This is a genomic window from Campylobacter australis (assembly GCF_050586305.1).
Lineage (GTDB): Bacteria > Campylobacterota > Campylobacteria > Campylobacterales > Campylobacteraceae > Campylobacter_A.
The window spans coordinates 105,569-126,650 of sequence record NZ_JAXUAA010000005.1; the positions used below are offsets into that span (position 1 = coordinate 105,569).

Below are 21,082 nucleotides of genomic sequence, written 5' to 3' on the forward strand. Positions count from 1 at the left end.
CCACAAATTAAAATCAAAAACTCTCTACTGCTGCTACGCAAGTAGCAAATTTTCTATCTAATCTCATAATCAAATTTCAAAACAAAACAAAATATAATACCAAGGAATAAAAATGGATAATAATAAAATTATAATATTTGACACAACACTTCGTGATGGCGAGCAAAGTCCCGGAGCGTCGATGAATACAGCTGAAAAGCTACAGATCGCACTTCAGCTTGAAAGGCTTGGCGTGGATGTGATGGAGGCTGGATTTGCAGCAGCTAGCCCGGGCGATTTTGACGCGGTAAATCAGATCGCAAAACAAGCATCAAGCATCCGTGTTTGCTCACTTGCTCGTGCTGTTGAGCGTGACATAAAAGCAGCTGGCGAGGCTCTTGCTCCTGCAAAATTTAAGCGAATTCATACATTTATAGCTACAAGTCCGATTCACATGGAGTATAAGCTAAAGATGAAGCCAGATGAGGTTGTGCGTCGTGCTGTTGAGGCGGTAAAATTTGCCAAGACATTTTGTGAAGATGTTGAGTTTAGTTGCGAAGATGCTGGCAGAAGTGACATAGTATTTATGAAAGAAATTTGTGAAGCTGTGATACAAGCTGGCGCAAAGACTATAAATTTGCCCGATACGGTTGGATATCGCTTGCCAACAGAGCTTGCTTTGATGGTCTCTGAAATGGTAAAATTTATAGACGGCAGAGCGGTACTTTCAGTTCACAATCACAATGATCTTGGTCTTGCTACAGCAAATTCACTATCTTGCATACTGGCTGGAGCAAGACAGGTTGAGTGCACGATAAATGGTATTGGCGAGAGAGCTGGTAATGCCGCGCTTGAAGAGATAGTGATGGCTATAAAAACTCGCAAGGATATATTTGCTCCACTTTATACTGATATCATAGCAAAAGAAATTTACCCTAGCTCGCGCCTTATCGCAAACATCACAGGTATCGAACCACAGCCAAACAAAGCTATCGTGGGGAAAAATGCATTTGCGCATGAGAGTGGTATCCACCAAGACGGCGTGCTAAAACATAAAGAGACTTACGAGATCATAAGTGCCAAAAGTATCGGACTTGAGAAAAATTCGCTTGTTCTTGGCAAGCACAGCGGTCGCCACGCCTTTAAGGATAAGTTAGCTCATCTTGGATTTAACCTTGACGATAGCGCACTAAACACGGCGTTTGAGAAATTTAAAGAGCTTGCAGATAATAAAAAAGAGGTCTTTGATGATGACATCCGTGCGCTTGTGGCAGAGGAGATAACGCGCATACCTCAGGCTTACGAGATTGTAGGTTTATTGCAAAGTAGCGGAGGTAAGCTAGCTAGTGCATCGATGAGTATTAAATTTAACGACCAAATCACAAGCGACTCAGCGCTTGGCAATGGCACGGCGGACGCTATATTTAAGGTTATTGACCGCATTAGCGGTATTAGCGGTGTGCTAAAAGATTATAAAGTTACGGCTGTTTCACAGGGCAAAGATGCTCTGGCAAAAGTTGATGTTAAGGTCGAATTTGAGGGCTCACATGCAGTTATGGGTCACGGACTAGACATCGATACGATGATGGCAAGCGCAAAGGCGTATATAGGCGCGCTAAACAGCTATCTTCGCATAAAAGAGCTTTAATTTATTCAAATTTGAGCGTTTCGGTATTTGTCGAAACGCTAATTTATTTTTGGCAAATTTCAATAAATTTGCTAGCCAAATTCAAAATTTATGATCAAAAGGCAAAATATGGCTTGGATTTATCTGATTGTCGCTGGGATAATGGAGATCGGTTGGCCACTTGGGCTAAAGCTAGCCCAACAAGATGGCAAGGCGATCATCGGCACAGCAGTGGCAGTGGCGTTTATGGCGGCAAGCGGATATTTGCTATTTTTAGCACAGCGTGAAATTCCTATGGGTACAGCCTATGCCGTCTGGACTAGCGTGGGTGCGGCTGGAACATTTTTGGTGGGTGTTTTCTTGTTTGGTGATACTGCAAGTCTTGGTAAATACATCGGTGTTGCATTAATAATACTTGGTGTAATAACGCTAAAAGTTTCTCACTAATTTGTACCTAAAACTAGGCACAAATTTAGCTTTTGTGGTTTGCGTGCCACATCTTTATATAAATATGTAAAATATCCACAGCTGCTGGCGTTATGCCTGAAATTTCACTTGCTGCAAAAAGTGTTGGCGGAGCAAATTTCTCAAGCTTTTCGACCACTTCATTACTAAGCCCGCTTATGCCACGAAATGTAAAACCAGCTGGTATTTTCACGCTCATCATATCTTTCATTCGCTCGATCTGAGACTTTTGCTCGCCGATATAGTGCTGATATTTGCACTCAACTAAAATTTGTTCCAAGCTTACTTTATCCATATCGATAAACAATTCATCTAATTTTTGTAGCTTTTCAAGTGTAAAGCTTTTTCTGGCTACTATCTTTTGTAAGGTTGCTTTTTCGCTGATAATATCCTCATCAAGGCTTGATAAAAAGGCTAAATTTTCCTTTGATGGTGTTATCTCTTTTGTGTTTAAAAGTTCAAGCCCAGCTTTTAAATTTTGTTTGATTTGTAAAATTTCATTAAATGTTTCACTATCAAGCAGCCCAAGCTCATGCCCGTATTCGCCAAGTCTTAGCACTGCATTGTCTTCGCGAAGTAGCAAGCGATACTCTGCGCGGCTTGTAAACATACGATATGGCTCTTTTGTGCCTTTTGTAACAAGATCATCGATTAAAACACCGATATAAGCTTCATCTCTGCGAAGTATGAGTGCTTCTTTACCTTGAGTACTAAGTGCTGCGTTTATACCAGCCATAAGTCCTTGTGCTCCAGCCTCTTCATAGCCAGTCGTGCCATTTATCTGACCAGCTAGATAAAGCCCTGAAATTTGCTTTGTCTCAAGAGTATGCTTAAGTTCCGTTGGCTCTACATAATCATACTCTATCGCGTAGCCATGGCGCACTATGCGAGCATTTTCAAAGCCGCGCACCGAGCGTATCATCTGAATTTGAACATCATAAGGAAGACTTGTTGAAAAGCCATTTATGTAGTATTCAGTCGCTTCAAGTGTTTGTGGCTCTACAAAAAGATGGTGGCGATCACGGTCGCCAAAGCGATTTATCTTATCTTCTATGCTAGGACAATACCTTGGCCCCACGCCCTCTATTTGCCCCGTAAATAGCGGAGCTTTGTCAAAATTTGAGCGTATGGTTTCGTGTGTAAATTCATTTGTATAAGCGATATAGCAAGGAAGTTGCGTTGGGTTAAAAGTTTTAGTACGGAAACTAAAAGGCACTGCATCCTTATCGCCATCTTGAATTTCAAGCACGCTAAAATCTATACTTTTAGCGTCTATGCGCGGGCAAGTCCCAGTTTTTAATCGCCCCATCTTCAGCCCTAAATTTGCAAGCGAGGTGCTTAAATTTTTAGAACTTAGCTCACCAACGCGCCCAGCTTCTATTTTGTTAAAACCAACATGGATAAGGCCGTTTAGAAATGTTCCTGTTGTTATGATGAGCTTTTTGCATTCATATTCATTGCCAAGATTTGTCTTTACGCCTGAAATTTCGCCATTTTTAGTTAAAATTTCAGTTGCCATCTCTTGAGTTATCTCTAAATTTGGTGTATTTAAAAGCACATTGCGCATATAAATTCTATATCTATCCATATCAATTTGCGCACGGCTACCACGCACAGCAGGCCCTTTGCTCTCATTTAGTACGCGAAACTGTATCCCAACTGCATCAGTTGTAAGCCCCATTTGCCCTCCAAGCGCATCTATCTCTTTAACAAGATGACCTTTGGCAAGACCTCCGATGGCTGGGTTGCAGCTAGCAGCGCCGATTTGTTCGGCTAGTATTGTTATAAGCATCGTTTTTAGTCCCATTCTAGCACTTGCTAGGCAGGCTTCTATACCTGCATGACCACCGCCAACGACGATAATATCGTAGTTATTTGACATTTTTATACCTTAAATTTTTGTGATTTTAGCAAAATGGCTATAAATATTTGCTTGAACTTGTAAAAAAACCGAAAATTTCTATACTTACAATTTATATCTAATTTAAATAAAATAAAAAATCAGCCTTAAAATTTTTCAAATTTAACAGTAGTTTTTAAAAATGTTACTTTTTTACTCACTTTCAAATAAAATTTGTTACTAAAAGTATCAAATACAAAAAATAGCCAGAAAAAAATTTTATAATAACCCTTGAAACCAAAAACATCAAAGGAGATAAAATGAAAATTTTAGGTGCTACTTTATTAAGCTGTGTTGTTGCTTTGACAAGTCTTGCAGCAGACAAAGTTCATACTATAAAATTTGCGCATGTTGTTGCGGCTTCTACGCCAAAGGGCAAAGCGGCTGACTTTTTTGCAAAGCGCGTTGAGAAGCTAAGTGATGGCAAGATCAAGGTGCAGGTTTTCCCATCTGCTCAGCTAGTTGATGATGATCGTGTATTTGGTGCGTTAAAGTTAGGCAATGTCCAAATGGCAGCTCCAAGCTTTTCAAAATTTACACCGATCGTTCCACAGTTTCAACTATTTGACCTACCATTTATCTTTAAAGATGAGGCACACCTTCATAAGGTTCAAGATGGCGAAGTTGGCGCAGCTTTGAAAGACTTAGTAACAAAAAAGGGCTTTGTTGCACTTGATTACTGGGATGCTGGTTTTAAACACTTTAGCTCAAGCAAAAAACCAGTTGTAGTTCCAGACGATGCAAAAGGGCAAAAATTTAGAATTCAAAGCTCAAAAGTGCTAGAGGAGCAAATGAAAGCAGTTGGTGGAAATCCGCAAGTATTGCCATTCTCAGAGGTTTATAGCGCACTTCAACAAGGCGTAGTTGATGCGACTGAAAACCCACTATCAAACTTCTATAACACAAAATTTCATGAGGTTCAAACATCTTTAACGCTTTCAAACCACGGATATTTGGGCTATTTGGTTGTTGTTAGTGAAAAATTTTGGAAGGGCTTGCCAGATGAGCTTAAAAAGCATGTAACTCAGGCACTTACAGAGGCTACTGTTTTTGAGCGTGAAGAGACAGCAAAAGAGGACGCTCATGTCATCGCTCAGCTAGAAAAATACATCGCTGATGGCAAAAAGTTAGAGATTATCAAGCTTGATGAAGCCCAAAAAGAGGCTTGGTCTAAGGCCATGGAGGGTGTATATCCTAAATTTTATGACGTAATCGGTAAAGATTTGATCGAAAAAACTATTAACGCCAAGTAAGAACTTACGATGAAAAGGTTTTTTGAAATTTTAGATGTCGGCATCGCCTCGGTTAATAAAACGATCGCGGTTGTAGGCATAGCGGCGGGGACTCTCCTTGCTTTTGTCAATGTCGTAATGCGTTATATTTTTAACAGCGGTTTTGCTTGGGCTGGAGAGGCGGTAAATTACCTTTTCATCTGGTCGGCATTTTTTGCTGCAGCATATGGATTTAAGCGTGGAATTCACATAAGTGTTACTATTTTGATCGAGAAATTTCCAGCTCCGATCGCAAAGGCTTATGTTATTTTCTCACACATTTTAACTACGGCATTTTTGCTATTTATAGTAGTTTATGGCGTTCAGTATCTTATGGTTATGCACGAGCTTGACTTTATGAGTGTGGATCTTGGCATACCTCAGTGGATACCGATGCTGGTGCTTCCAGTGGCATTTTTGGGTGCTAGCTATAGAGCTGGAGAGAAAATTTTTGAAGTAGCAAAAACTCCAGCGGAGAAAGTCATCATCAATGCAGAAGCTGAGACGATACACGACTCAGTTGATAAAAAATAAGGAGCTAAAATGACGATAGCATTTTTATTTATATCGCTGTTTGGGCTCATGCTTATCGGCGTGCCAGTGGCCATTTCTCTTGGTGCAAGCACTGTTCTTACGATGTTTCTTTTTACGGATTTGGAGCTTGCGGCGATCCCACAGCTGATATTTGACGGCATAAACAAATTCTCGCTTATGGCGATACCGATGTTTATCTTAGCTGGAAATTTACTAAGTAAGGGTGGCTCAGCTCGTCGCATCATCGACTTTGCTAAGTCTATGGTGGGGCATTTGCCGGGTGGACTTCCGATGTCGGCGATCTTTGCTTGTATAATTTTTGCTGCGGTTTCAGGTAGCTCGCCAGCAACTGTTGTAGCGATCGGATCGATAATGTTTGTAGCGATCAAAGAGGCAGGCTATCCTGCGACTTACGCTGTGGGTGGCATCACGACTGCTGGATCTTTGGGAATTCTCATTCCACCATCGGTTGTTATGATCGTGTATGGAGTTACAGCTGAGGTTAGTATTGGTAAGTTATTTATGGCTGGTGTTGTGCCCGGAATTTTACTTGGCGGTATGATGCTAGCACAAACTTATATCGGTGCAAAAAGGCTTGGCTTTAAAGCTACCGAGCCAGAGCCCGTGAGTGAGCGTATCAAGAAATTTGGCAAGGCATTTTGGGCGCTACTTATCATAGTTGTGGTTATCGGCGGAATTTACGGCGGAATTTTTACCCCAACAGAAGCAGCAGCTGCAAGTGCTGTATATGCGCTTGTGATTTCACTTTTTGTCTATAAAGATATAAAATTTAAAGATCTATGGAATATCTGCCTTGAATCAGCCATGACAACTGCGATGATATTTTTCATCATCACAAATGCCGTTGTTTTTGCATATTTGCTAACGAGCGAGCAGATCCCACAAGCCATAGCAGACGCGATGCTAAGTGCAAATATCGGCAAGATCACATTCTTGGTGCTTGTAAATATCTTGCTTTTCATCATGGGTCAGTTTATGGAGCCATCATCGGTTGTGATGATTATGGTGCCGCTACTTTTACCTATAGCTACGATGCTAGGAATTGATCCGATTCACTTTGGTATCATTCTTATTGTAAATATGGAGATTGGCATGATCACGCCACCTGTGGGGCTAAATTTATTTGTCGCAAGTGGCCTAACTGGCATGAAGCTAAAAGATGTCATCATCTCATGCCTACCATGGACTCTAACGCTATTTATCGGACTTTTACTAATAACTTATATCCCAGAAATTTCACTCTGGCTTCCAAACCTAATGTATGGTTAAAACTTAATAAAGGGGCATTTTGCCCCTTTATTTTTATATAAATTTCAATACTTTTTAGCTACCATAAAACCCAAATCTCCTACAAAAAGGAAAGCCTAGATGCTAACTCCACAAGAAAATGCTAAAGCACTTGTTTTAAATATGACAAAAAAGGCGCAAGCCCCACTAAAAGCTGTTATCATAATGTCTATAATGGCTGGGGGAGCTATTGCTATGGGTGATATATTTTGGGCACACTCAACCGTTGGTATGGCACAAACTCTAAGCATTGGGATGTCAAATTTTATCGGAGGACTTGCGTTTTCTTGCGGTTTGATGATGGTTGTATTTTATGGCGGACATCTTTTTACTGGCTCTGTTATATCTGGTGTTGGTGCTTATGACTCTAAGATAGGCTGGATAGCCGTGTTTAGATATTTGTCTATTATTTGGGTGTTTAACTTTGTTGGTAGCGTTATGGTGGCTTATATGTATTATTACTCTGGGTTGCCACAAAAATTTAACGCAACGATACTAAAAACTTTTGTAACTATTGGCACAGATAAAGTTACGCTATCGTTTGTAGAACTCTTTTTGCGTGGGATATTTTGCAATATCTTTGTGTGTATGGCAGTTTGGTCAGCAAATATGCAAAAGGATATAGCGGGTAAATTTTTTACTATTTTATGGATGGTAGCCGCATTTGTAGCATGCTCTATGGAGCACTGCGTGGCAAATATGTTTATCATCACCGAGGCATTGCTTGCAAAGGCTGATTTGTTAGTCAAGGTTGGAAGTATTGAAGCATTGAGCGAGCTTTTAAAAATAAATGCAAATTTGCTTTATGAGCTAAATATTACAAATTTTTTGGTTAAAAACTTAGTTCCAGTAACGCTTGGTAATATTATCGGTGGCTTTTTATTTGTGGGACTTGTTGGATTTATCTCTGCAAAGAGTGAGGAAGAAAACGATAGTTAGCGCACTTTATCTTGCCAGCAAAAGCTGGCAAATTTAAGTTTTTAAAAGCCGTGTAAGCGTTTTATCTCAAGATCGATTGGTTTTTTAATCCCATCTTTTGTTACGCTCACAAAAGTTGCGATAGCGCTTGTAACATGTAGGCATTCGCGAAAGCCTTCAGCATTTAGCCTTAAAGCCGTTACTTCTATCTGTATTTTTATCGAAGTTGTACCTACAGATAGTATCTTTGCATAGCAACTTATTACATCCCCTATAAAAACTGGCTGTTTAAATATAATTTGCTCCATTGAGATCGTTACTACTCGCTCAGGCGCTAACTCTCTTGCCGCGTTTGCGCCAGCAAGATCAATCTGGCTCATTATCCATCCGCCAAAGATGTTGCCAGCACTATTTGTATCTTTTGGAAGTGCCACAACTTTTATGCGCGGTTCACCAAAGCCACTTAGATCTTTCATTTTTTTCCTTTAAAATTTAAATTTTTTGTATTAAATACTATTGCCGAGATAAGGCACATCGTATAGCCTAAGAACTCTATACCTTCTTGAACTATGTTTTTTACAACTGAAATTTCGCTACTTGGTAAAATAACCGCCCAAAATGACCCTGTCCCAAAAACTCGTCCAAAAACCAAAACCAAACAAAGCCCAAAAAGCATTAGTAAAAATGCCTTTGTTTGCATATACTCATCAAGTTCGCGCGCTAGTCGTTTTGGCTCTTTAAAAGCAAGTGCTATCGCCATAATGCTAGCCAAAACAGCCGCCCAAACCCAGCTGCCATGTGAAATTTTATCAAAGACAAAGTCAAACTCTCTTATAAGTATTGCTGTAAAAAAGCCAAAAACTAGGATATTTATCCGTAAAAATTCTTTGGTGTTTTTTATACTACAGGCATATAAAATGCAAACTATAAAAACCATAAGCTCTTGCATTATCTCAGTTACTGACTCTTCTGTTATGTAAGTAAGTCCAAAAATTTTCATATCTACATACATGCAAAGTATGCCAATAAGACTTATTAGTGAAAAAGTAATGAAAATTACAAAAAGCCTCAAAAATACCATTAAACCTCCTTTTTATAGATATATTTTACTATAAATTTGCTTTGAAAATATAAATTTATGATAAAATATAGACTTTTAAAAAGGAAATTTTATGAATAATTTTAAAAGACTTAATGAGCTTGTAACTAAAAAAAAGACAAAGATAAATGAAATTTATAAAAACTTAAACTCTGACATTATAAAAGAAGCATTAAAAATTTGTGCTTTAAATGGTAGTAATTCAGAGCGTATAGCTTTGGCTGGTCGTATCGTTGATTTAAAGGTTGATCCGCTTGAAAATGAGCTAAAAAAGCTTGGGCGAAATGAAGCTGAAATTTTAAACACTAAAAGAGCGATGTATGAGTTTGTGCGTAAATTTTATGAGCAAAGCCATGCAGAGCTTATAAAGATGGCAAAAGATGAGCAAATTTTAGATAAGTTTTATATTGCTTTACTAGACGGCATGCATGAGATAGGACTTTTGTTAAATGCTTGGCAAGTGCGTTGGGAGGAGCAAATTTTAGATACTACAAATGCTGAGTTTAAACAGCGATTTAAGACGCTTGATGAGGCTTTGGAGTTTATCGATAAAAACGAGCTTTTTCAGCTTGATGAAGATGGTAAGCGAGCCGATAGAACTTATGGGGCTGTTATAAAAACTGAAAATAAATTTGAGTTTGCTGCGTATGCTGTGGCTTTTAAAAGTGATGTTGCCAAGATAAAAGATGCTTTTGAAAAGATGATAAAAGAGCTTAGAAAATTTAGCCAAAATGATGAGCATGAAGCGTATATAAACTATTTTGCTGCTTTAAAAAATGCCTTTTGCCAGAGTGATAATAGCCGCGTTATATCAGCATGGCAGACTGCAGAAGTAGCTTGGATGAGTGTAAAATCAGAGCTTCAACCAGGTCATCCGCTGGAGTATTATGAAGATGTTTATACACATGCTGTTGCTCTTGAGTGGGACATAAGGCTGACTGGTGCTAGTGATGTTGATACAGATAAATTTAAGCAAAATATCATCTCTTCGTATGAGAAAATTTGCCAAAATATAGGTGTAAAAAACGAGCACATGAACGCGCAAGTTTGCGAAAATGTAAATCGCACTCAGCTTTATATCAGTGTGCCGATGATTTATTATGGTGCGGAGTTAAATGGACTTTTTAGCGCACAGGTTGTGCCAAATGACGAGAGCGTTAGCGCAAGATGTGGTAAGAAAATTTTTGCCTTTATAGAGCATGTTTATGCCAGCGCAAAGGCAAAGCCTTTTATGCGCTTATCGGGCGAGATATTTAGCCAAGAATTTTTGGATTTTGGCAGAGAAATTTTATTTTTAAAGCCAAAAACTTGGAAAAAAGTCTATGAAATTTCTACTATCGGTCATGAGTTTGGGCATATCCTTTTTATCGATAAAGATACTGAAACTACGATGAATAAAGGCGGTTTGTTTAAGTTTATAGAAGAGTATAAGGCTACAACTGGCGGGCTTGTAAATTTCTTTTTGCATGAAGCAAGCGAGTATAAGATGGCGGTTTTTCACGAGCTTATCGCGCGGGCAGTTGGTCTTATCGCTTGGATGAAAGTTGATGAAGTTAGGGCTTATTATTGCGAAGGTTTGATACATTTAAGTTTGCTTTTTGAGTGCAATGTTTTAGAGTTTGATGATGGTGCTTTAAGTGTCGATTTTACTCAGACTGGATATCAAAAATTTAAAGAAATTTGCCTTAAAAACTATGAAAGTTTAGCTAGGCATTACAGCGATAAAAAAGAAGCTGGCGAGTTTTTGTCTAAATTTTGTGAGTCAAATGGTACAACTTATTTGCCACAAAACGCTAAGGCTAAAGCCTTTGTGAGGCACTACTACGCGCGCTATGAAGATATTGGTAATGAAGTTGATGAGAGTGGGGAGTGGGCTAAGTGGCAACAAAGGGCGAGTGAGCTATAATGAGTAAAAATTTGGTTTAGGTTTTTAATGACAAAGGTTAATCCGTATTTTAAAACTATAGCATCTGTCATAGTTATCTCTCTTTTTGCACTTTATGCTTATTATATCCACATAGACAAAGAAGATATAGTCATACGCCTATCTGCTGTTTTTAACTTCTGTGTGGCTGGCGTTATCTTAGTGCAAATTTTGCGTAATGGCTTTGTGAAAAGTTACTGGCTAGCGATATTTTGGATGATATTTACATGGGCGATAGCTGATGTTTTGTATGCCGTGCTTAACTGGGAAGACTCGCGAGATGACTTTTGGATGCAAACAGCGTATGCCGTGCCTATATTTTGCCTATTTTGGGCATTTGTAAGGATGTATATCTCTTATGTAAAATTTATCAATCCAGCCCAAGCTAGCATAGATACAGGAACGGTTTTTATAACAGCTGTTGCTTTTATACTTTCAGTTTTTTTAAATGATGGGTTTATTACAGATGTTTCAAATACAAGATTTTTATATAATTTATTTTATCTTTTTAACGATGTTTTTATCTTTGTTCTTGTATTTTTTATACTATTTTCTATAAAAAATTCAAACGAATGTAAATCCTTTTATATACTGCTTATTGCTGTGCTTTTTTATGCTATTTATGATATTTTCTACTCGTTTGGCGATATTTTAGGATATGACTTTGACAACGACTATGGCGATCTTGGTTTTGGTGTAGTTTTTATGATGATGATGTTAGCGTCGTTTTATTTAAAACCAAATGAGCATAAACTTGTTATAGTTAAAGATAGTGCGGGTATTTCGATACTAAAAAAGTCTAGTATTTTGATATTTGTTATTATCGTAAAGCTATTTTTTGGTGCAGATATAGACTATATATATGCCGCAGCGATGCTTTGTGTGACATTATTTTACGCTACGATAACATTTCATGTTGCAAATATAGCTCAAACTAAAGAGCTCATTGAGGAGTATAGAAAAAATAAAGATAATATAAAAGAGCTTATAAAAAAGCGTAAAGAAGATTTAGTGCAAAAATACAATACACTTAGCGATACTAGTAAATATGACTATCTAACACAAGCTTATAATCGTCCATTTTTTCTAAAGCAGTTAAATGAGATGATAAAGACAATGGATATGGGTGAGGAGGTTAGTGTTTATAACATCGACCTTAATCGCTTTAAATTTATTAACGATACATACGGACATTACGCTGGCGATGAGGTTTTAATAAGACTTGTAAATAATATAAAAGAAATTTTGCCTAAAAATGGTATCGTAGGGAGATTTAGTGGCGATTTTATAGTTATTGCAACAAAGATAAAAGCCAAAGAAAATGACTATATCCAGTTTTGTAATGAAATTTTAAAACAGATTCGCACGCCGATTATGGTTGATGGGCAAAGAATTTACTTAAATGCAAGCATAGGTATCAGCAACACTCAAACAAGCCATATAAAAACCGACGATCTTTTGGCACACTCTCAAGAGGCATTAAGCTATGCAAAAGAGAGTATAAGTCTTAGTTATGTGGTTTATGACGAGAAGATAGGGTTTAAAAATTTGCAAAAACAGCATTTAGAAATTTTGCTTGAAAATGCAAATTTTAAAAATGAGTTTAAGCTGTACTACCAGCCACAATACGAGATAATCTGTCGTCAGCTAAAGGGTGCTGAGGTGCTTTTGCGATGGATCTCTCCGATTAAAGGTTTTATCTCTCCTGGGGTTTTTATCCCAATAGCAGAAGAGAGTCAGATGATATCAAAGATAGGCTACTTTGTTGCTAAAAACGCCATGAAACAAATAGCTGAGCTAAACAAAAAGTACGGACTTGATCTAAAAATAAGCATAAATGTATCTCCGCGCCAGCTTGAAGATATGAATTTTATCCCTACGATGTTTGAATATATGAGCGAGTTTGATATAAAGCCAGAACACATATGCTTTGAGATCACAGAGATAAGTCTTATGGAGTCTGATGAGATAATGAAAGAGGCGCTTTTGCAGTTTAAAGAAAGAGGCATAGATGTTGCGCTTGATGACTTTGGAATAGGCTTTTCATCACTAAGCTATATCAGCAAATACGCCATAGATAAGATAAAGATAGCAAAAGAGCTAGTTGATAATATCGTCTTAAATGAAGCTGAGCGCGAGGTTGTAAGAGCCATTATAGTTATGGCAAAGAATTTAGGTATAAAAACGATAGCAGAGGGTGTTGAAACCGAGGCTCAGGTGCAAGTTTTACGCCAGCTTGGATGTGAAGAAATTCAGGGGTATTTTTGGGGTAAGCCGCTTAGCGAAGATGATTTTATAACGCTTATACGCGGCTATTCTAGACTTTTATAGTTCAGCTTTTATCTCATCGTTTGACTTAACAACCATACCAGAACCGTGTATAACGCTAGGTACACAGCTTGTGCATATATCTACCTCTTCGCCATTTTTGTGCGCACGGATAAAAACGGCATTTGCATCATCTGTACTTTTTAGCCCGCAAACATTGCAAACTACGATATTATTTTCTCTCATCTTTACTCCTTTTTAAAAATTTTTGTTATTATAGTGATATTTTTATTTTTTTAAGATGATTTACATCAACACTTAAAATTTCAGCCATTTTTGCTATAATTTCAGCCAAAAAGAAAAAGGCGATATGATGAACGAAAAAGACATAGTTTTAGCGATGTTAAATTTACAGCAAAGTTTAAATGATGAAACTAATGGAAATGGCTGGGAAAATGGCTATACAAAACAAGGCAAGCTTATCAACTGGCGCCGTTGCATATATATGGAGTGTGCTGAGCTTATAGATAGCTTTGCTTGGAAACATTGGAAGAGTATATCTGCGCCAACAGATGAGCAAAATTTGCGTGTTGAAGTCGTTGATATATGGCACTTTGTAATGAGTTTAGCCCTGCAAATTTATAAAGCAAAGGGGCTTGGCGATACAAATAAACTAGCTGATGAAATTTGTGCTGCAAGTGGATTTTCAAGCTTTTGTAAAGAGCCTATGAAAGTGGCTGATGAGAGCATTTATGAGATTATGAATGATATTGAGATGCTTATACATAAGTGTAGTGGCTTTGAAAATGATATATTTGACATACTTAAAATTTACTTCACTATGTCCCTAAAATGCGGAGTTAATCTCTACTCGCTTTATGAGTGTTACATAGCTAAAAATGTCCTAAACCGCTTTCGTCAGCACAATGGCTATAAAGAGGGTAGCTATAAAAAGCTGTGGAATGGCAAAGAGGATAATGTTGTTATGAGTGAAATTTTATCTCGTGGACTTGGTAGCGTGGATGAAATTTATGCGGCACTTGAGCGTGAATACAAAGCTATAAAATAATGCAAATTTACAACCTTTTCTTACTGTCTTTGCGTGATTTTTGGACGAAAAAATTTATCATGCTTAGTATTTTGCCGCTTATTTGTAGTGTTATAGTACTTGGAGTTGGGTTTTTTTGGGCTAGTTCTGAGCTTAAAGATGTGCTTTCTCAAGCGCTTAATAGTGGAGACTTTTGGTTTTTTGACCTTAGTGCATATCCTATGATTATGAGCGTTATTAGCCACGGGGCTGTTAGCTGGGTCTTAAGTGCTACGCTTTATGCGATTGGTACTTACTTTATGCTTATGCTTAGCATTGTAGTTGCCCTTGGTATAGCTGGATTTTTAACGCCAGTTGTTGCAAATGAGATAAATGTCCGCCATTACAGAGCAAAATTTATACCAATTAGCACGGCTAAAAGTTTGAGACTTATGGGGGTTGTGGGTCTTAAATTCCTTGGTCTTTTGCTTATTTGTCTGCCTTTTATGTTTGTACCAGTTATAAATTTTATAGCTATAAATGTCCCATTTTTTTATATTTACGCAAAGCTTTTGCTTATAGATGTCGGCTCAAATACCATAAGCGAGGCGAAATTTAAACTACTTTGGCTGGATAATGGCGGATTTAAATTTATGTTTTTTGCCTTTTGTTTTTACATTATCTCGCTTGTGCCACTGCTTGGACTACTTTTTCAGCTATTTTTTATCACATTTTTATCACATTTATTTTTTCAAGTAGAGGCTGCAACTCGTTTTTAAGCTATTTTATAACCAACCTTTGATAAAATTATAGTAATTTTATATTTTTATATTTTTTTAAAAAAGGCGGCATTATGATAAACAGAAGTCGGTTACAAAAAGAGTTTGAGGCTATCTCAAAATTTGGTGCTTTGCCAAATGGTGGACTTACGCGCCTTGCTTTTAGCAGCGAGGATATTGCTGCTAGAAACTATCTACTAAATTTAATCAAAGAGGCTGGTCTTAGTGTTAGAGTCGATGATGTTGGCAACATTTTTGCTAGATATGATGAAGGCGTTGCTGATAAAAATTTACCGCCAGTAAGCGTTGGTTCGCATATTGATAGTGTCCCTCAGGGCGGCTTTTATGATGGCACTCTTGGTGTAATGGCTGGACTTGAAGCAATAAGATCGATAAAGGAAAACACAAAAAAGCTTACAAGAGCACTTGAGCTTATCGTCTTTGTTTGCGAAGAATCAAGCCGTTTTAAGATGGCAACTATGGGTTCAAAAATAGTTGCTGGCAAACTTAGTAAAAACCACATAAAAGAGCTAAAAGATGATGATGAAGTAAGTGCTTTTGAGGCGATGCAAAACGCTGGTTTTACGCCTGAAAATTTAGAAAATTCTTTACTTAAAAACGGAACTTACAAGACATATTTGGAACTACATATAGAGCAAGGACCTGTTTTAGAACGCTTAGGTATACCAGTTGGGCTAGTAAGCGGCATAGCAGCACCCATACGCTATGAGTTAAAAATTTTAGGCAGAGCCGATCATAGCGGCGCAACACCTATGAATATGCGATGTGATGCCCTTGTTTGTGCTAGCGAGATCATTCTTGCGGTTAATGAAAATGCAAAAACATATAAGACTGCTGTTGCGACAGTAGGTTACGCAAAAGCCGTACCAGGTGTGTTAAATGTTATACCCGGAGAGTGTATTTTAGGGCTTGATATAAGAGATGTTGATGTTTTGGATTTAGCCGAGCTAGACGCTAAAATTTGCAAACAGATAGATGAAATTTGTATCAAACATGGCTGTAAATTTGAACTTAAAGAGCTTACTCGTGACACGCCTACTAGGCTTGATGATGGCGTTATAAATTTGATGCAAGATATAGCCAAAAAGCTTGAGATTAAAACGCATATTTTGCCAAGCGGCGCAGGGCATGACGCAATGCATTTAAAGGGGATTGCAGATAGTGTTGGCATGATATTTGTGCCATGCGAAAATGGTATAAGCCATAACACAAATGAAAATATAAATTTTAGCGATGCATTTTTTTGCGACAGAGCTTTTGGCGCAAAGTATGGTAGAGCTTGCAAAGGAGTAAAAATGGATAAGATAGCAACTGAAGTTTTGGCACTAAAAGATGAGCTCATAGCTCAGCGTCGCTTTTTTCATGCGCATCCTGAAACTGGTTGGTATACATTTTTTACGACTGCAGTTATAGCTGATAAGCTAGAAAAACTGGGATATACGCTAAAAATGGGTAAAGATGTTGTTGTTGTGGATAAAAGAGCCGGACTTGGTTCAGCTGAAGCTTGCCAAAAAGCGTTAGAGCGAGCAAGAAATTTGCTAAATGCCCAACAGGCAAAGTACCTTGATGTTATGCAGGACGGACTAACTGGTTTGGTTGCTGATATAGATACTGGTAGAGATGGCAAATTTACGGCTTTTCGCTTTGATATAGATGGTGTTGATGTAACCGAGAGTAAAGAAGATGATCATAGACCATTTAAAGAGGGCTTTAGGGCTGATATTGACGGTATAACTCATGCTTGTGGGCACGATGGGCATATAAGCATAGGGTTAGGGCTTGCAAAGCTGATAGCAAAAAATTTAAGTCAGTTTAATGGTAAATTTCGCTTTATCTTTCAAACAGCAGAAGAGGGCACAAGGGGTGCTGTGGGCATGGAAGCGGCTGGTGTGCTTGATGGTGTGCAGCACCTGCTTGGCGGACATATTGGCTTTCAGGCGACAAATTTTGGTGGGATAATATGTGGCACAAATAAACTTTTAGCGACCTCAAAATTTGATGTCATCTTAAGGGGCAAGTCTGCTCACGCAGCTGGTGCTCCACAAGAGGGAGCAAACGCTCTTCTAGCGGCTGCTCAAATAGCACTTAATATGCACGCCATAACCCGCCATAGTGATGGAGTTACGCGTATAAATGTCGGTGTTTTAAGGGCTGGTGAGGGTCGAAATGTCATAGCGCCAAACGGCTATCTGGCTTGTGAAACTAGAGGTGAGACAACTGAGCTTAATGACTTTATGCGAGAAAAATGCGAGCAGATAGTAAAGGGTGTAAGTTTATCTTATGGGGTAGAGTACGAGATAGTTTCGACCGGCGGAACAAGTGGTGGGGATAGTGATGAATTTACAACTTCTCTTTATGAAAAATGCGCACTTGCATCGCCATTTATCCAAGATGATAAGATTAGGCGTGAGCTAAATTTTGGCGCATGTGAGGACTTTGCTCACTTTATGCAAAAAGTCCAGCAAAATGGTGGCAAAAGTGGTTATTTGATGATAGGCACTAAGCTTTGTGCAGGACATCATAATGCAAAATTTGATTTTGATGAAGATTGTTTAGTGAGTGGCGTAGATATATTTTTACGCTGTGCCTTTGAGCTAAACGGCATAAGATAAGGAGAAAAAATGAAAAAAGCACTACTTTTAAGCGCGTCAAGCTATAAAGATACAGGCTACTTAAATCACTGTAAAGGCTGGATAAAAGACTTTTGTGGCGAGCGCTGGGATGATGAAATTTTGTTTATCCCATTTGCTGGGGTTAGGCGAACGAACGAAGAGTATGAAACAAAGGTTCGTGAGTGCTTAAATAACGATAAAATCGTATCTATACACCGATATGAAGATAAAAAAGCAGCAGTTAAAAATGCTAAAACTATCGCAGTTGGTGGTGGAAATACTTTCATGCTCTTGTATCTTCTTTATAAATTTGACTTAGTTGATGCGGTGCGTGAGGCTGTTGAAGATGGTACGCTTTACTTTGGTTGGTCGGCTGGAGCGAATGTTGCTGGAAGCACGATGATGACAACAAATGATATGCCTATCGTTATGCCACGCTCGTTTGATAGTTTTAAAATTTTCCCACATCAAATAAACCCACATTTTATCAGCGGTAAAATTTTGGGGCATAATGGCGAGAGTAGAGAGGAGCGACTTGAAGAGTTTTTAATAGCTAATCAAAAGTCGCAAATTTATGCACTTCCTGAAGGGTCTGCGATAGTTATAAACGGCGATGAGGCGCAGATATTTGGTCATGCGGATGCGTTAAAATTTGAGTATGAAAAAGAGCCACAGACTATACAGCTTGGCTTGAAATTTAAAATTTAAAAAAGGGGAAGTTATGGAGAGTTTTAGACTGATTTTAGCGATACTTGGTATCGTAGCCGTGGTATTTTTGCTTATTAAAAAATTTGAAACACGCACTGTGCTTATAGGCGTTGGCTTGTTGCTTTGTTTAGCCGCGTTTGATCCGATGGCTGGCTTTAAAGCCTTTACTGATAATATGGTAAAGGCTGGACTAATAAAGGCTATTTGTGCTAGTATGGGCTTTGCTTTTGTGATGAAATATACAAAATGTGACCAGCACCTTGTACGCCTTTTGACTAGTCCACTTAAAAATGTTGGCTTTGTGCTTATCCCACTAACTGTTGCGCTGACATATTTTATAAATATAGCCATTCCTTCAGCGGCAGGTTGTTCAGCAGCTGTTGGCGCTACTCTTATACCTTTGCTAATGGCAGCTGGCGTGCGCCCTGAGATGGCAGCAGCTTCAGTTTTTGCTGGCACTTTTGGAGGAGTTTTAAGTCCTGGCTCGGCACACAATGTCTTTGTCGCTGATATGGTTAAAAAGAGTGTGCCTGACTACACTGTGCAAGAGGTTATAAAGGTGCAGTTCCCAAGTGCGATAATATCTTTAATCGTCGTTCTTATAGTCATGAGCGTCATAGCCATAATCTTAAAAGACTATCAAAAAGGTACAAATTTTAGCAACACAAATGATAAAACTAGTACAACAACTATCGAAAAGACAAATTTTTTATATGCGATGATGCCACTTGTTCCACTGGTTATCTTGGTTATAGGTGGTACAAGCCTTAAAAACTATCCATTTTTAGCATGGACAAAGATGGGTGTTGCGGAGGCGATGCTGCTTGGAGCTATTGTTTCTATCGCTGTAACTTGGACAAACCCACAAAAAATCACAAAAGAATTTTTTAGCGGTATGGGGAGCGCGTATGCTGAGGTTATGGGTATCATTATAGCAGCTGGAGTATTTGTCGCTGGTTTAACTGCATGCGGTGCGATAGATGTTGTCATAACATGGTTAAAAAACTCAAATGAATTTGTAAAATTTGGTGGAACTTTTATACCATTTATCATGGGTGTTGTGACTGGTTCAGGCGATGCAGCAGCCATGGCGTTTAATCAGGCTATTACTGTTCATGCAACAGACCTTGGCTTTGATCAAGCTACTCTTGGTATGGCAGCAGCCATAGCTGGCGCTCTTGGTCGTTCAGCTTCTCCAATCGCTGGTGCTTGCATAGTTTGTGCCGGTATTGCTATGGTTAGCCCTGTTGCTATTGCTAAAAGAACGGCTTTGGGAATGTTTTTATCTGTTGTGATTATAGCATTTTTTGTGCTTTAAGGAGGTAGAGTATGGAAATTTTGGAGCGTTTTTTAAACTATACAAAAATAAATACAACTACAAATAGAGAAAACGGTGCAAATGGCATAATGCCATCAAACCCAACCGAGCTAACTCTAGCAAAGGCTATAAAAGCAGAGTTTGAAGCTATGGGAGTAAAAGACATCTTGCTTAGCGATAAGGCTATACTTATCGCAAAACTCCCTTCAAATTTAGACCACAAAGGACCAAGTGTAGCCTTTTTCGCTCATCTTGATACAAGTGCTGAGCAGACAAATGATACAAAAGCACAGGTGGTAAAATATAGTGGAGGCGACATCTGCTTAAATAAAGAGCTTGAAATTTATCTAAAACAAAGTGAGTTTAGTGAGCTTGCAAACTATGTTGGCGATGAGATTATTGTGACTGATGGAACTAGTTTGCTTGGGGCTGATGATAAAGCAGCCATAGCAGCGATAGTTAATGCATTTGAGTATTTTTGCACTCATCCAGAGGTAAAGCACGGCGAGATAGTGGCTTGTTTTGTTCCTGATGAGGAGCAGGGGTTACGCGGTGCAAAAGCACTTGATACAGCTCTTGTTGGTGCTGATTTTGGATATTGTTTGGATTGTTGTGAGATAGGAGAGTTTATATATGAAAACTGGAATGCAGGAGACTGTGTTCTTACTTTTAAAGGTCAGTCCGCTCATCCTATGAATGCTAAAGGAAAGCTTGTAAATTCACTACTTTTAGCACATAAATTTATCTCACTTTTGCCAAATGGTGAAGCTCCAGAATACACTGAAAACAAAGAGGGATATTACTGGGTTAAGGAGCTAAGTGGAAACAGTGCAAAAACGGTTTTAAAGCTTGATATTAGGGAATTTGATGAGGCAAAATACCACGAGCGAAAAGCTTTTTTGCAAAATTTAGCTGATGGGTTGAACAAAATTTGGGATAATCGCATTGATATAAAAATATCTGATCGCTATGAAAATGTCTATAACTACCTAAAAGATGAGAATGCACCAGCCATACGCTACGCAAAACAGGCTTATGAAAATTTAGGTATCACACCAAAGATAAAACCAATGCGTGGTGGCTATGATGGGGCTGTTATCTCAGCAAAGGGTATCCCATGCCCAAATATCTTTACAGGCGCGCATAATTTTCACTCGATATATGAGTATTTGCCGCTTAATTCACTAAAGGCTGCAAGTGATGTTATAAAGCAGATAGTAACATTAGTAGCAAAGGGCTAAAACAGCCACTATAAAGGTAGGTTTACCATAGTTTTATGAAAATTTGGTTATAGTATTATTTTTACAAAATATAAAATTTAAGG

General features: G+C 38.4%; 18 protein-coding genes and 1 pseudogene. 15 read left to right on the plus strand and 4 right to left on the minus strand.

Annotated features, from left to right (window positions below; translation table 11 throughout):
- Window positions 1–112: 112 nt before the first annotated feature.
- Window positions 113–1,627 carry a 2-isopropylmalate synthase gene (locus tag U5B17_RS07690; protein ID WP_430804765.1) on the plus strand — a complete coding sequence of 505 codons (1,515 nt, stop codon included), beginning with the start codon at window positions 113–115 and terminating at the stop codon, window positions 1,625–1,627.
- 108 nt (window positions 1,628–1,735) lie between these two features.
- On the plus strand, window positions 1,736–2,053 hold the full coding sequence (locus U5B17_RS07695) for a DMT family transporter (RefSeq protein WP_430804766.1): 318 nt from the start codon (window positions 1,736–1,738) through the stop codon (window positions 2,051–2,053).
- A 25-nt stretch (window positions 2,054–2,078) separates the two neighbouring features.
- Here U5B17_RS07695 and mnmG read toward each other — a convergent pair whose 3' ends face one another.
- Window positions 2,079–3,953: a tRNA uridine-5-carboxymethylaminomethyl(34) synthesis enzyme MnmG gene (gene mnmG / locus U5B17_RS07700; protein ID WP_430804767.1), complete on the minus strand. Its 1,875-nt coding sequence runs from the start codon at window positions 3,951–3,953 to the stop codon at window positions 2,079–2,081.
- A 278-nt stretch (window positions 3,954–4,231) separates the two neighbouring features.
- Between mnmG and U5B17_RS07705 the strand changes: the two genes are divergently transcribed.
- The 4 genes from U5B17_RS07705 (at window position 4,232) to U5B17_RS07720 (ending at window position 8,023) form a co-directional block, all read left to right on the plus strand.
- On the plus strand, window positions 4,232–5,224 hold the full coding sequence (locus tag U5B17_RS07705; RefSeq protein ID WP_430804768.1) for a DctP family TRAP transporter solute-binding subunit: 993 nt from the start codon (window positions 4,232–4,234) through the stop codon (window positions 5,222–5,224).
- A 9-nt stretch (window positions 5,225–5,233) separates the two neighbouring features.
- The gene (locus U5B17_RS07710) at window positions 5,234–5,776 is read left to right on the plus strand and encodes a TRAP transporter small permease (protein WP_430804769.1); all 543 of its coding nucleotides are present in this window, start codon (window positions 5,234–5,236) and stop codon (window positions 5,774–5,776) included.
- A 9-nt stretch (window positions 5,777–5,785) separates the two neighbouring features.
- The gene (locus U5B17_RS07715; RefSeq protein WP_430804770.1) at window positions 5,786–7,066 is read left to right on the plus strand and encodes a TRAP transporter large permease; all 1,281 of its coding nucleotides are present in this window, start codon (window positions 5,786–5,788) and stop codon (window positions 7,064–7,066) included.
- A gap of 99 nt (window positions 7,067–7,165) precedes the next feature.
- Window positions 7,166–8,023, plus strand: a complete 858-nt coding sequence (locus U5B17_RS07720) for a formate/nitrite transporter family protein (RefSeq protein ID WP_430804771.1) — start codon at window positions 7,166–7,168, stop codon at window positions 8,021–8,023.
- 41 nt (window positions 8,024–8,064) lie between these two features.
- Here U5B17_RS07720 and U5B17_RS07725 read toward each other — a convergent pair whose 3' ends face one another.
- Window positions 8,065–8,478, minus strand: coding sequence for an acyl-CoA thioesterase (locus U5B17_RS07725; RefSeq protein WP_430804772.1), 414 nt, complete (start codon window positions 8,476–8,478; stop codon window positions 8,065–8,067).
- On the minus strand, window positions 8,475–9,083 hold the full coding sequence (locus U5B17_RS07730; protein WP_430804773.1) for a hypothetical protein: 609 nt from the start codon (window positions 9,081–9,083) through the stop codon (window positions 8,475–8,477). Before U5B17_RS07730 ends, U5B17_RS07725 begins: the two co-directional genes overlap by 4 nt.
- 91 nt (window positions 9,084–9,174) lie before the next feature.
- On the opposite strand from U5B17_RS07730, the gene ciaB reads away from it, so the two are divergent.
- The gene (ciaB, locus tag U5B17_RS07735; protein ID WP_430804774.1) at window positions 9,175–11,007 is read left to right on the plus strand and encodes an invasion protein CiaB; all 1,833 of its coding nucleotides are present in this window, start codon (window positions 9,175–9,177) and stop codon (window positions 11,005–11,007) included.
- Window positions 11,008–11,034: 27 nt separating this feature from the next.
- On the plus strand, window positions 11,035–13,356 hold the full coding sequence (locus tag U5B17_RS07740) for a putative bifunctional diguanylate cyclase/phosphodiesterase (RefSeq protein WP_430804775.1): 2,322 nt from the start codon (window positions 11,035–11,037) through the stop codon (window positions 13,354–13,356).
- Here U5B17_RS07740 and U5B17_RS07745 read toward each other — a convergent pair.
- Window positions 13,351–13,539: a hypothetical protein gene (locus U5B17_RS07745; protein WP_230057288.1), complete on the minus strand. Its 189-nt coding sequence runs from the start codon at window positions 13,537–13,539 to the stop codon at window positions 13,351–13,353. The two genes, U5B17_RS07740 and U5B17_RS07745, sit on opposite strands and share 6 nt — an antisense overlap.
- Before the next feature lie 127 nt (window positions 13,540–13,666).
- On the opposite strand from U5B17_RS07745, the gene dut reads away from it, so the two are divergent.
- The 7 genes and pseudogenes from dut to pepT all read left to right on the plus strand — a co-directional run bounded on the left by dut (window position 13,667) and on the right by pepT (window position 20,999).
- Window positions 13,667–14,362 (plus strand): dUTPase, encoded by a 696-nt coding sequence (gene dut / locus U5B17_RS07750; RefSeq protein WP_430804776.1) that lies wholly within the window; start codon window positions 13,667–13,669, stop codon window positions 14,360–14,362.
- The gene (locus tag U5B17_RS07755) at window positions 14,362–15,099 is read left to right on the plus strand and encodes an EI24 domain-containing protein (RefSeq protein WP_430804777.1); all 738 of its coding nucleotides are present in this window, start codon (window positions 14,362–14,364) and stop codon (window positions 15,097–15,099) included. Before dut ends, U5B17_RS07755 begins: the two co-directional genes overlap by 1 nt.
- Before the next feature lie 74 nt (window positions 15,100–15,173).
- Window positions 15,174–16,295: pseudogene (locus U5B17_RS07760) on the plus strand (M20 family metallo-hydrolase); the annotation flags it as partial.
- A 120-nt stretch (window positions 16,296–16,415) separates the two neighbouring features.
- On the plus strand, window positions 16,416–17,732 hold the full coding sequence (locus U5B17_RS07765; RefSeq protein ID WP_430804805.1) for an amidohydrolase: 1,317 nt from the start codon (window positions 16,416–16,418) through the stop codon (window positions 17,730–17,732).
- Window positions 17,733–17,741: 9 nt separating this feature from the next.
- A complete protein-coding gene (pepE, locus tag U5B17_RS07770; RefSeq protein ID WP_430804778.1) occupies window positions 17,742–18,440 on the plus strand; it encodes a dipeptidase PepE in 699 nt (232 codons plus the stop codon).
- Window positions 18,441–18,453: 13 nt separating this feature from the next.
- Window positions 18,454–19,758 (plus strand): C4-dicarboxylate transporter DcuC, encoded by a 1,305-nt coding sequence (gene dcuC / locus U5B17_RS07775; protein WP_430804779.1) that lies wholly within the window; start codon window positions 18,454–18,456, stop codon window positions 19,756–19,758.
- A gap of 11 nt (window positions 19,759–19,769) precedes the next feature.
- The gene (pepT, locus tag U5B17_RS07780) at window positions 19,770–20,999 is read left to right on the plus strand and encodes a peptidase T (RefSeq protein WP_430804780.1); all 1,230 of its coding nucleotides are present in this window, start codon (window positions 19,770–19,772) and stop codon (window positions 20,997–20,999) included.
- Window positions 21,000–21,082 lie beyond the last annotated feature (83 nt).

Excerpts from the sequence above, each read along its gene's own strand:
- U5B17_RS07715 (WP_430804770.1), top strand. The coding sequence starts at position 5,786 with ATGACGATAGCATTTTTATTTATATCGCTGTTTGGGCTCATGCTTATC.
- dcuC (WP_430804779.1), top strand. The coding sequence starts at position 18,454 with ATGGAGAGTTTTAGACTGATTTTAGCGATACTTGGTATCGTAGCCGTG.
- U5B17_RS07755 (WP_430804777.1), top strand. The coding sequence starts at position 14,362 with ATGCAAATTTACAACCTTTTCTTACTGTCTTTGCGTGATTTTTGGACG.
- U5B17_RS07710 (WP_430804769.1), top strand. The coding sequence starts at position 5,234 with ATGAAAAGGTTTTTTGAAATTTTAGATGTCGGCATCGCCTCGGTTAAT.
- pepE (WP_430804778.1), top strand. The coding sequence starts at position 17,742 with ATGAAAAAAGCACTACTTTTAAGCGCGTCAAGCTATAAAGATACAGGC.
- U5B17_RS07695 (WP_430804766.1), top strand. The coding sequence starts at position 1,736 with ATGGCTTGGATTTATCTGATTGTCGCTGGGATAATGGAGATCGGTTGG.
- dut (WP_430804776.1), top strand. The coding sequence starts at position 13,667 with ATGAACGAAAAAGACATAGTTTTAGCGATGTTAAATTTACAGCAAAGT.
- mnmG (WP_430804767.1), bottom strand. The coding sequence starts at position 3,953 with ATGTCAAATAACTACGATATTATCGTCGTTGGCGGTGGTCATGCAGGT.
- U5B17_RS07765 (WP_430804805.1), top strand. The coding sequence starts at position 16,416 with ATGGATAAGATAGCAACTGAAGTTTTGGCACTAAAAGATGAGCTCATA.
- ciaB (WP_430804774.1), top strand. The coding sequence starts at position 9,175 with ATGAATAATTTTAAAAGACTTAATGAGCTTGTAACTAAAAAAAAGACA.
- U5B17_RS07725 (WP_430804772.1), bottom strand. The coding sequence starts at position 8,478 with ATGAAAGATCTAAGTGGCTTTGGTGAACCGCGCATAAAAGTTGTGGCA.
- U5B17_RS07705 (WP_430804768.1), top strand. The coding sequence starts at position 4,232 with ATGAAAATTTTAGGTGCTACTTTATTAAGCTGTGTTGTTGCTTTGACA.
- U5B17_RS07720 (WP_430804771.1), top strand. The coding sequence starts at position 7,166 with ATGCTAACTCCACAAGAAAATGCTAAAGCACTTGTTTTAAATATGACA.
- U5B17_RS07730 (WP_430804773.1), bottom strand. The coding sequence starts at position 9,083 with ATGGTATTTTTGAGGCTTTTTGTAATTTTCATTACTTTTTCACTAATA.
- U5B17_RS07740 (WP_430804775.1), top strand. The coding sequence starts at position 11,035 with ATGACAAAGGTTAATCCGTATTTTAAAACTATAGCATCTGTCATAGTT.
- U5B17_RS07745 (WP_230057288.1), bottom strand. The coding sequence starts at position 13,539 with ATGAGAGAAAATAATATCGTAGTTTGCAATGTTTGCGGGCTAAAAAGT.
- pepT (WP_430804780.1), top strand. The coding sequence starts at position 19,770 with ATGGAAATTTTGGAGCGTTTTTTAAACTATACAAAAATAAATACAACT.
- U5B17_RS07690 (WP_430804765.1), top strand. The coding sequence starts at position 113 with ATGGATAATAATAAAATTATAATATTTGACACAACACTTCGTGATGGC.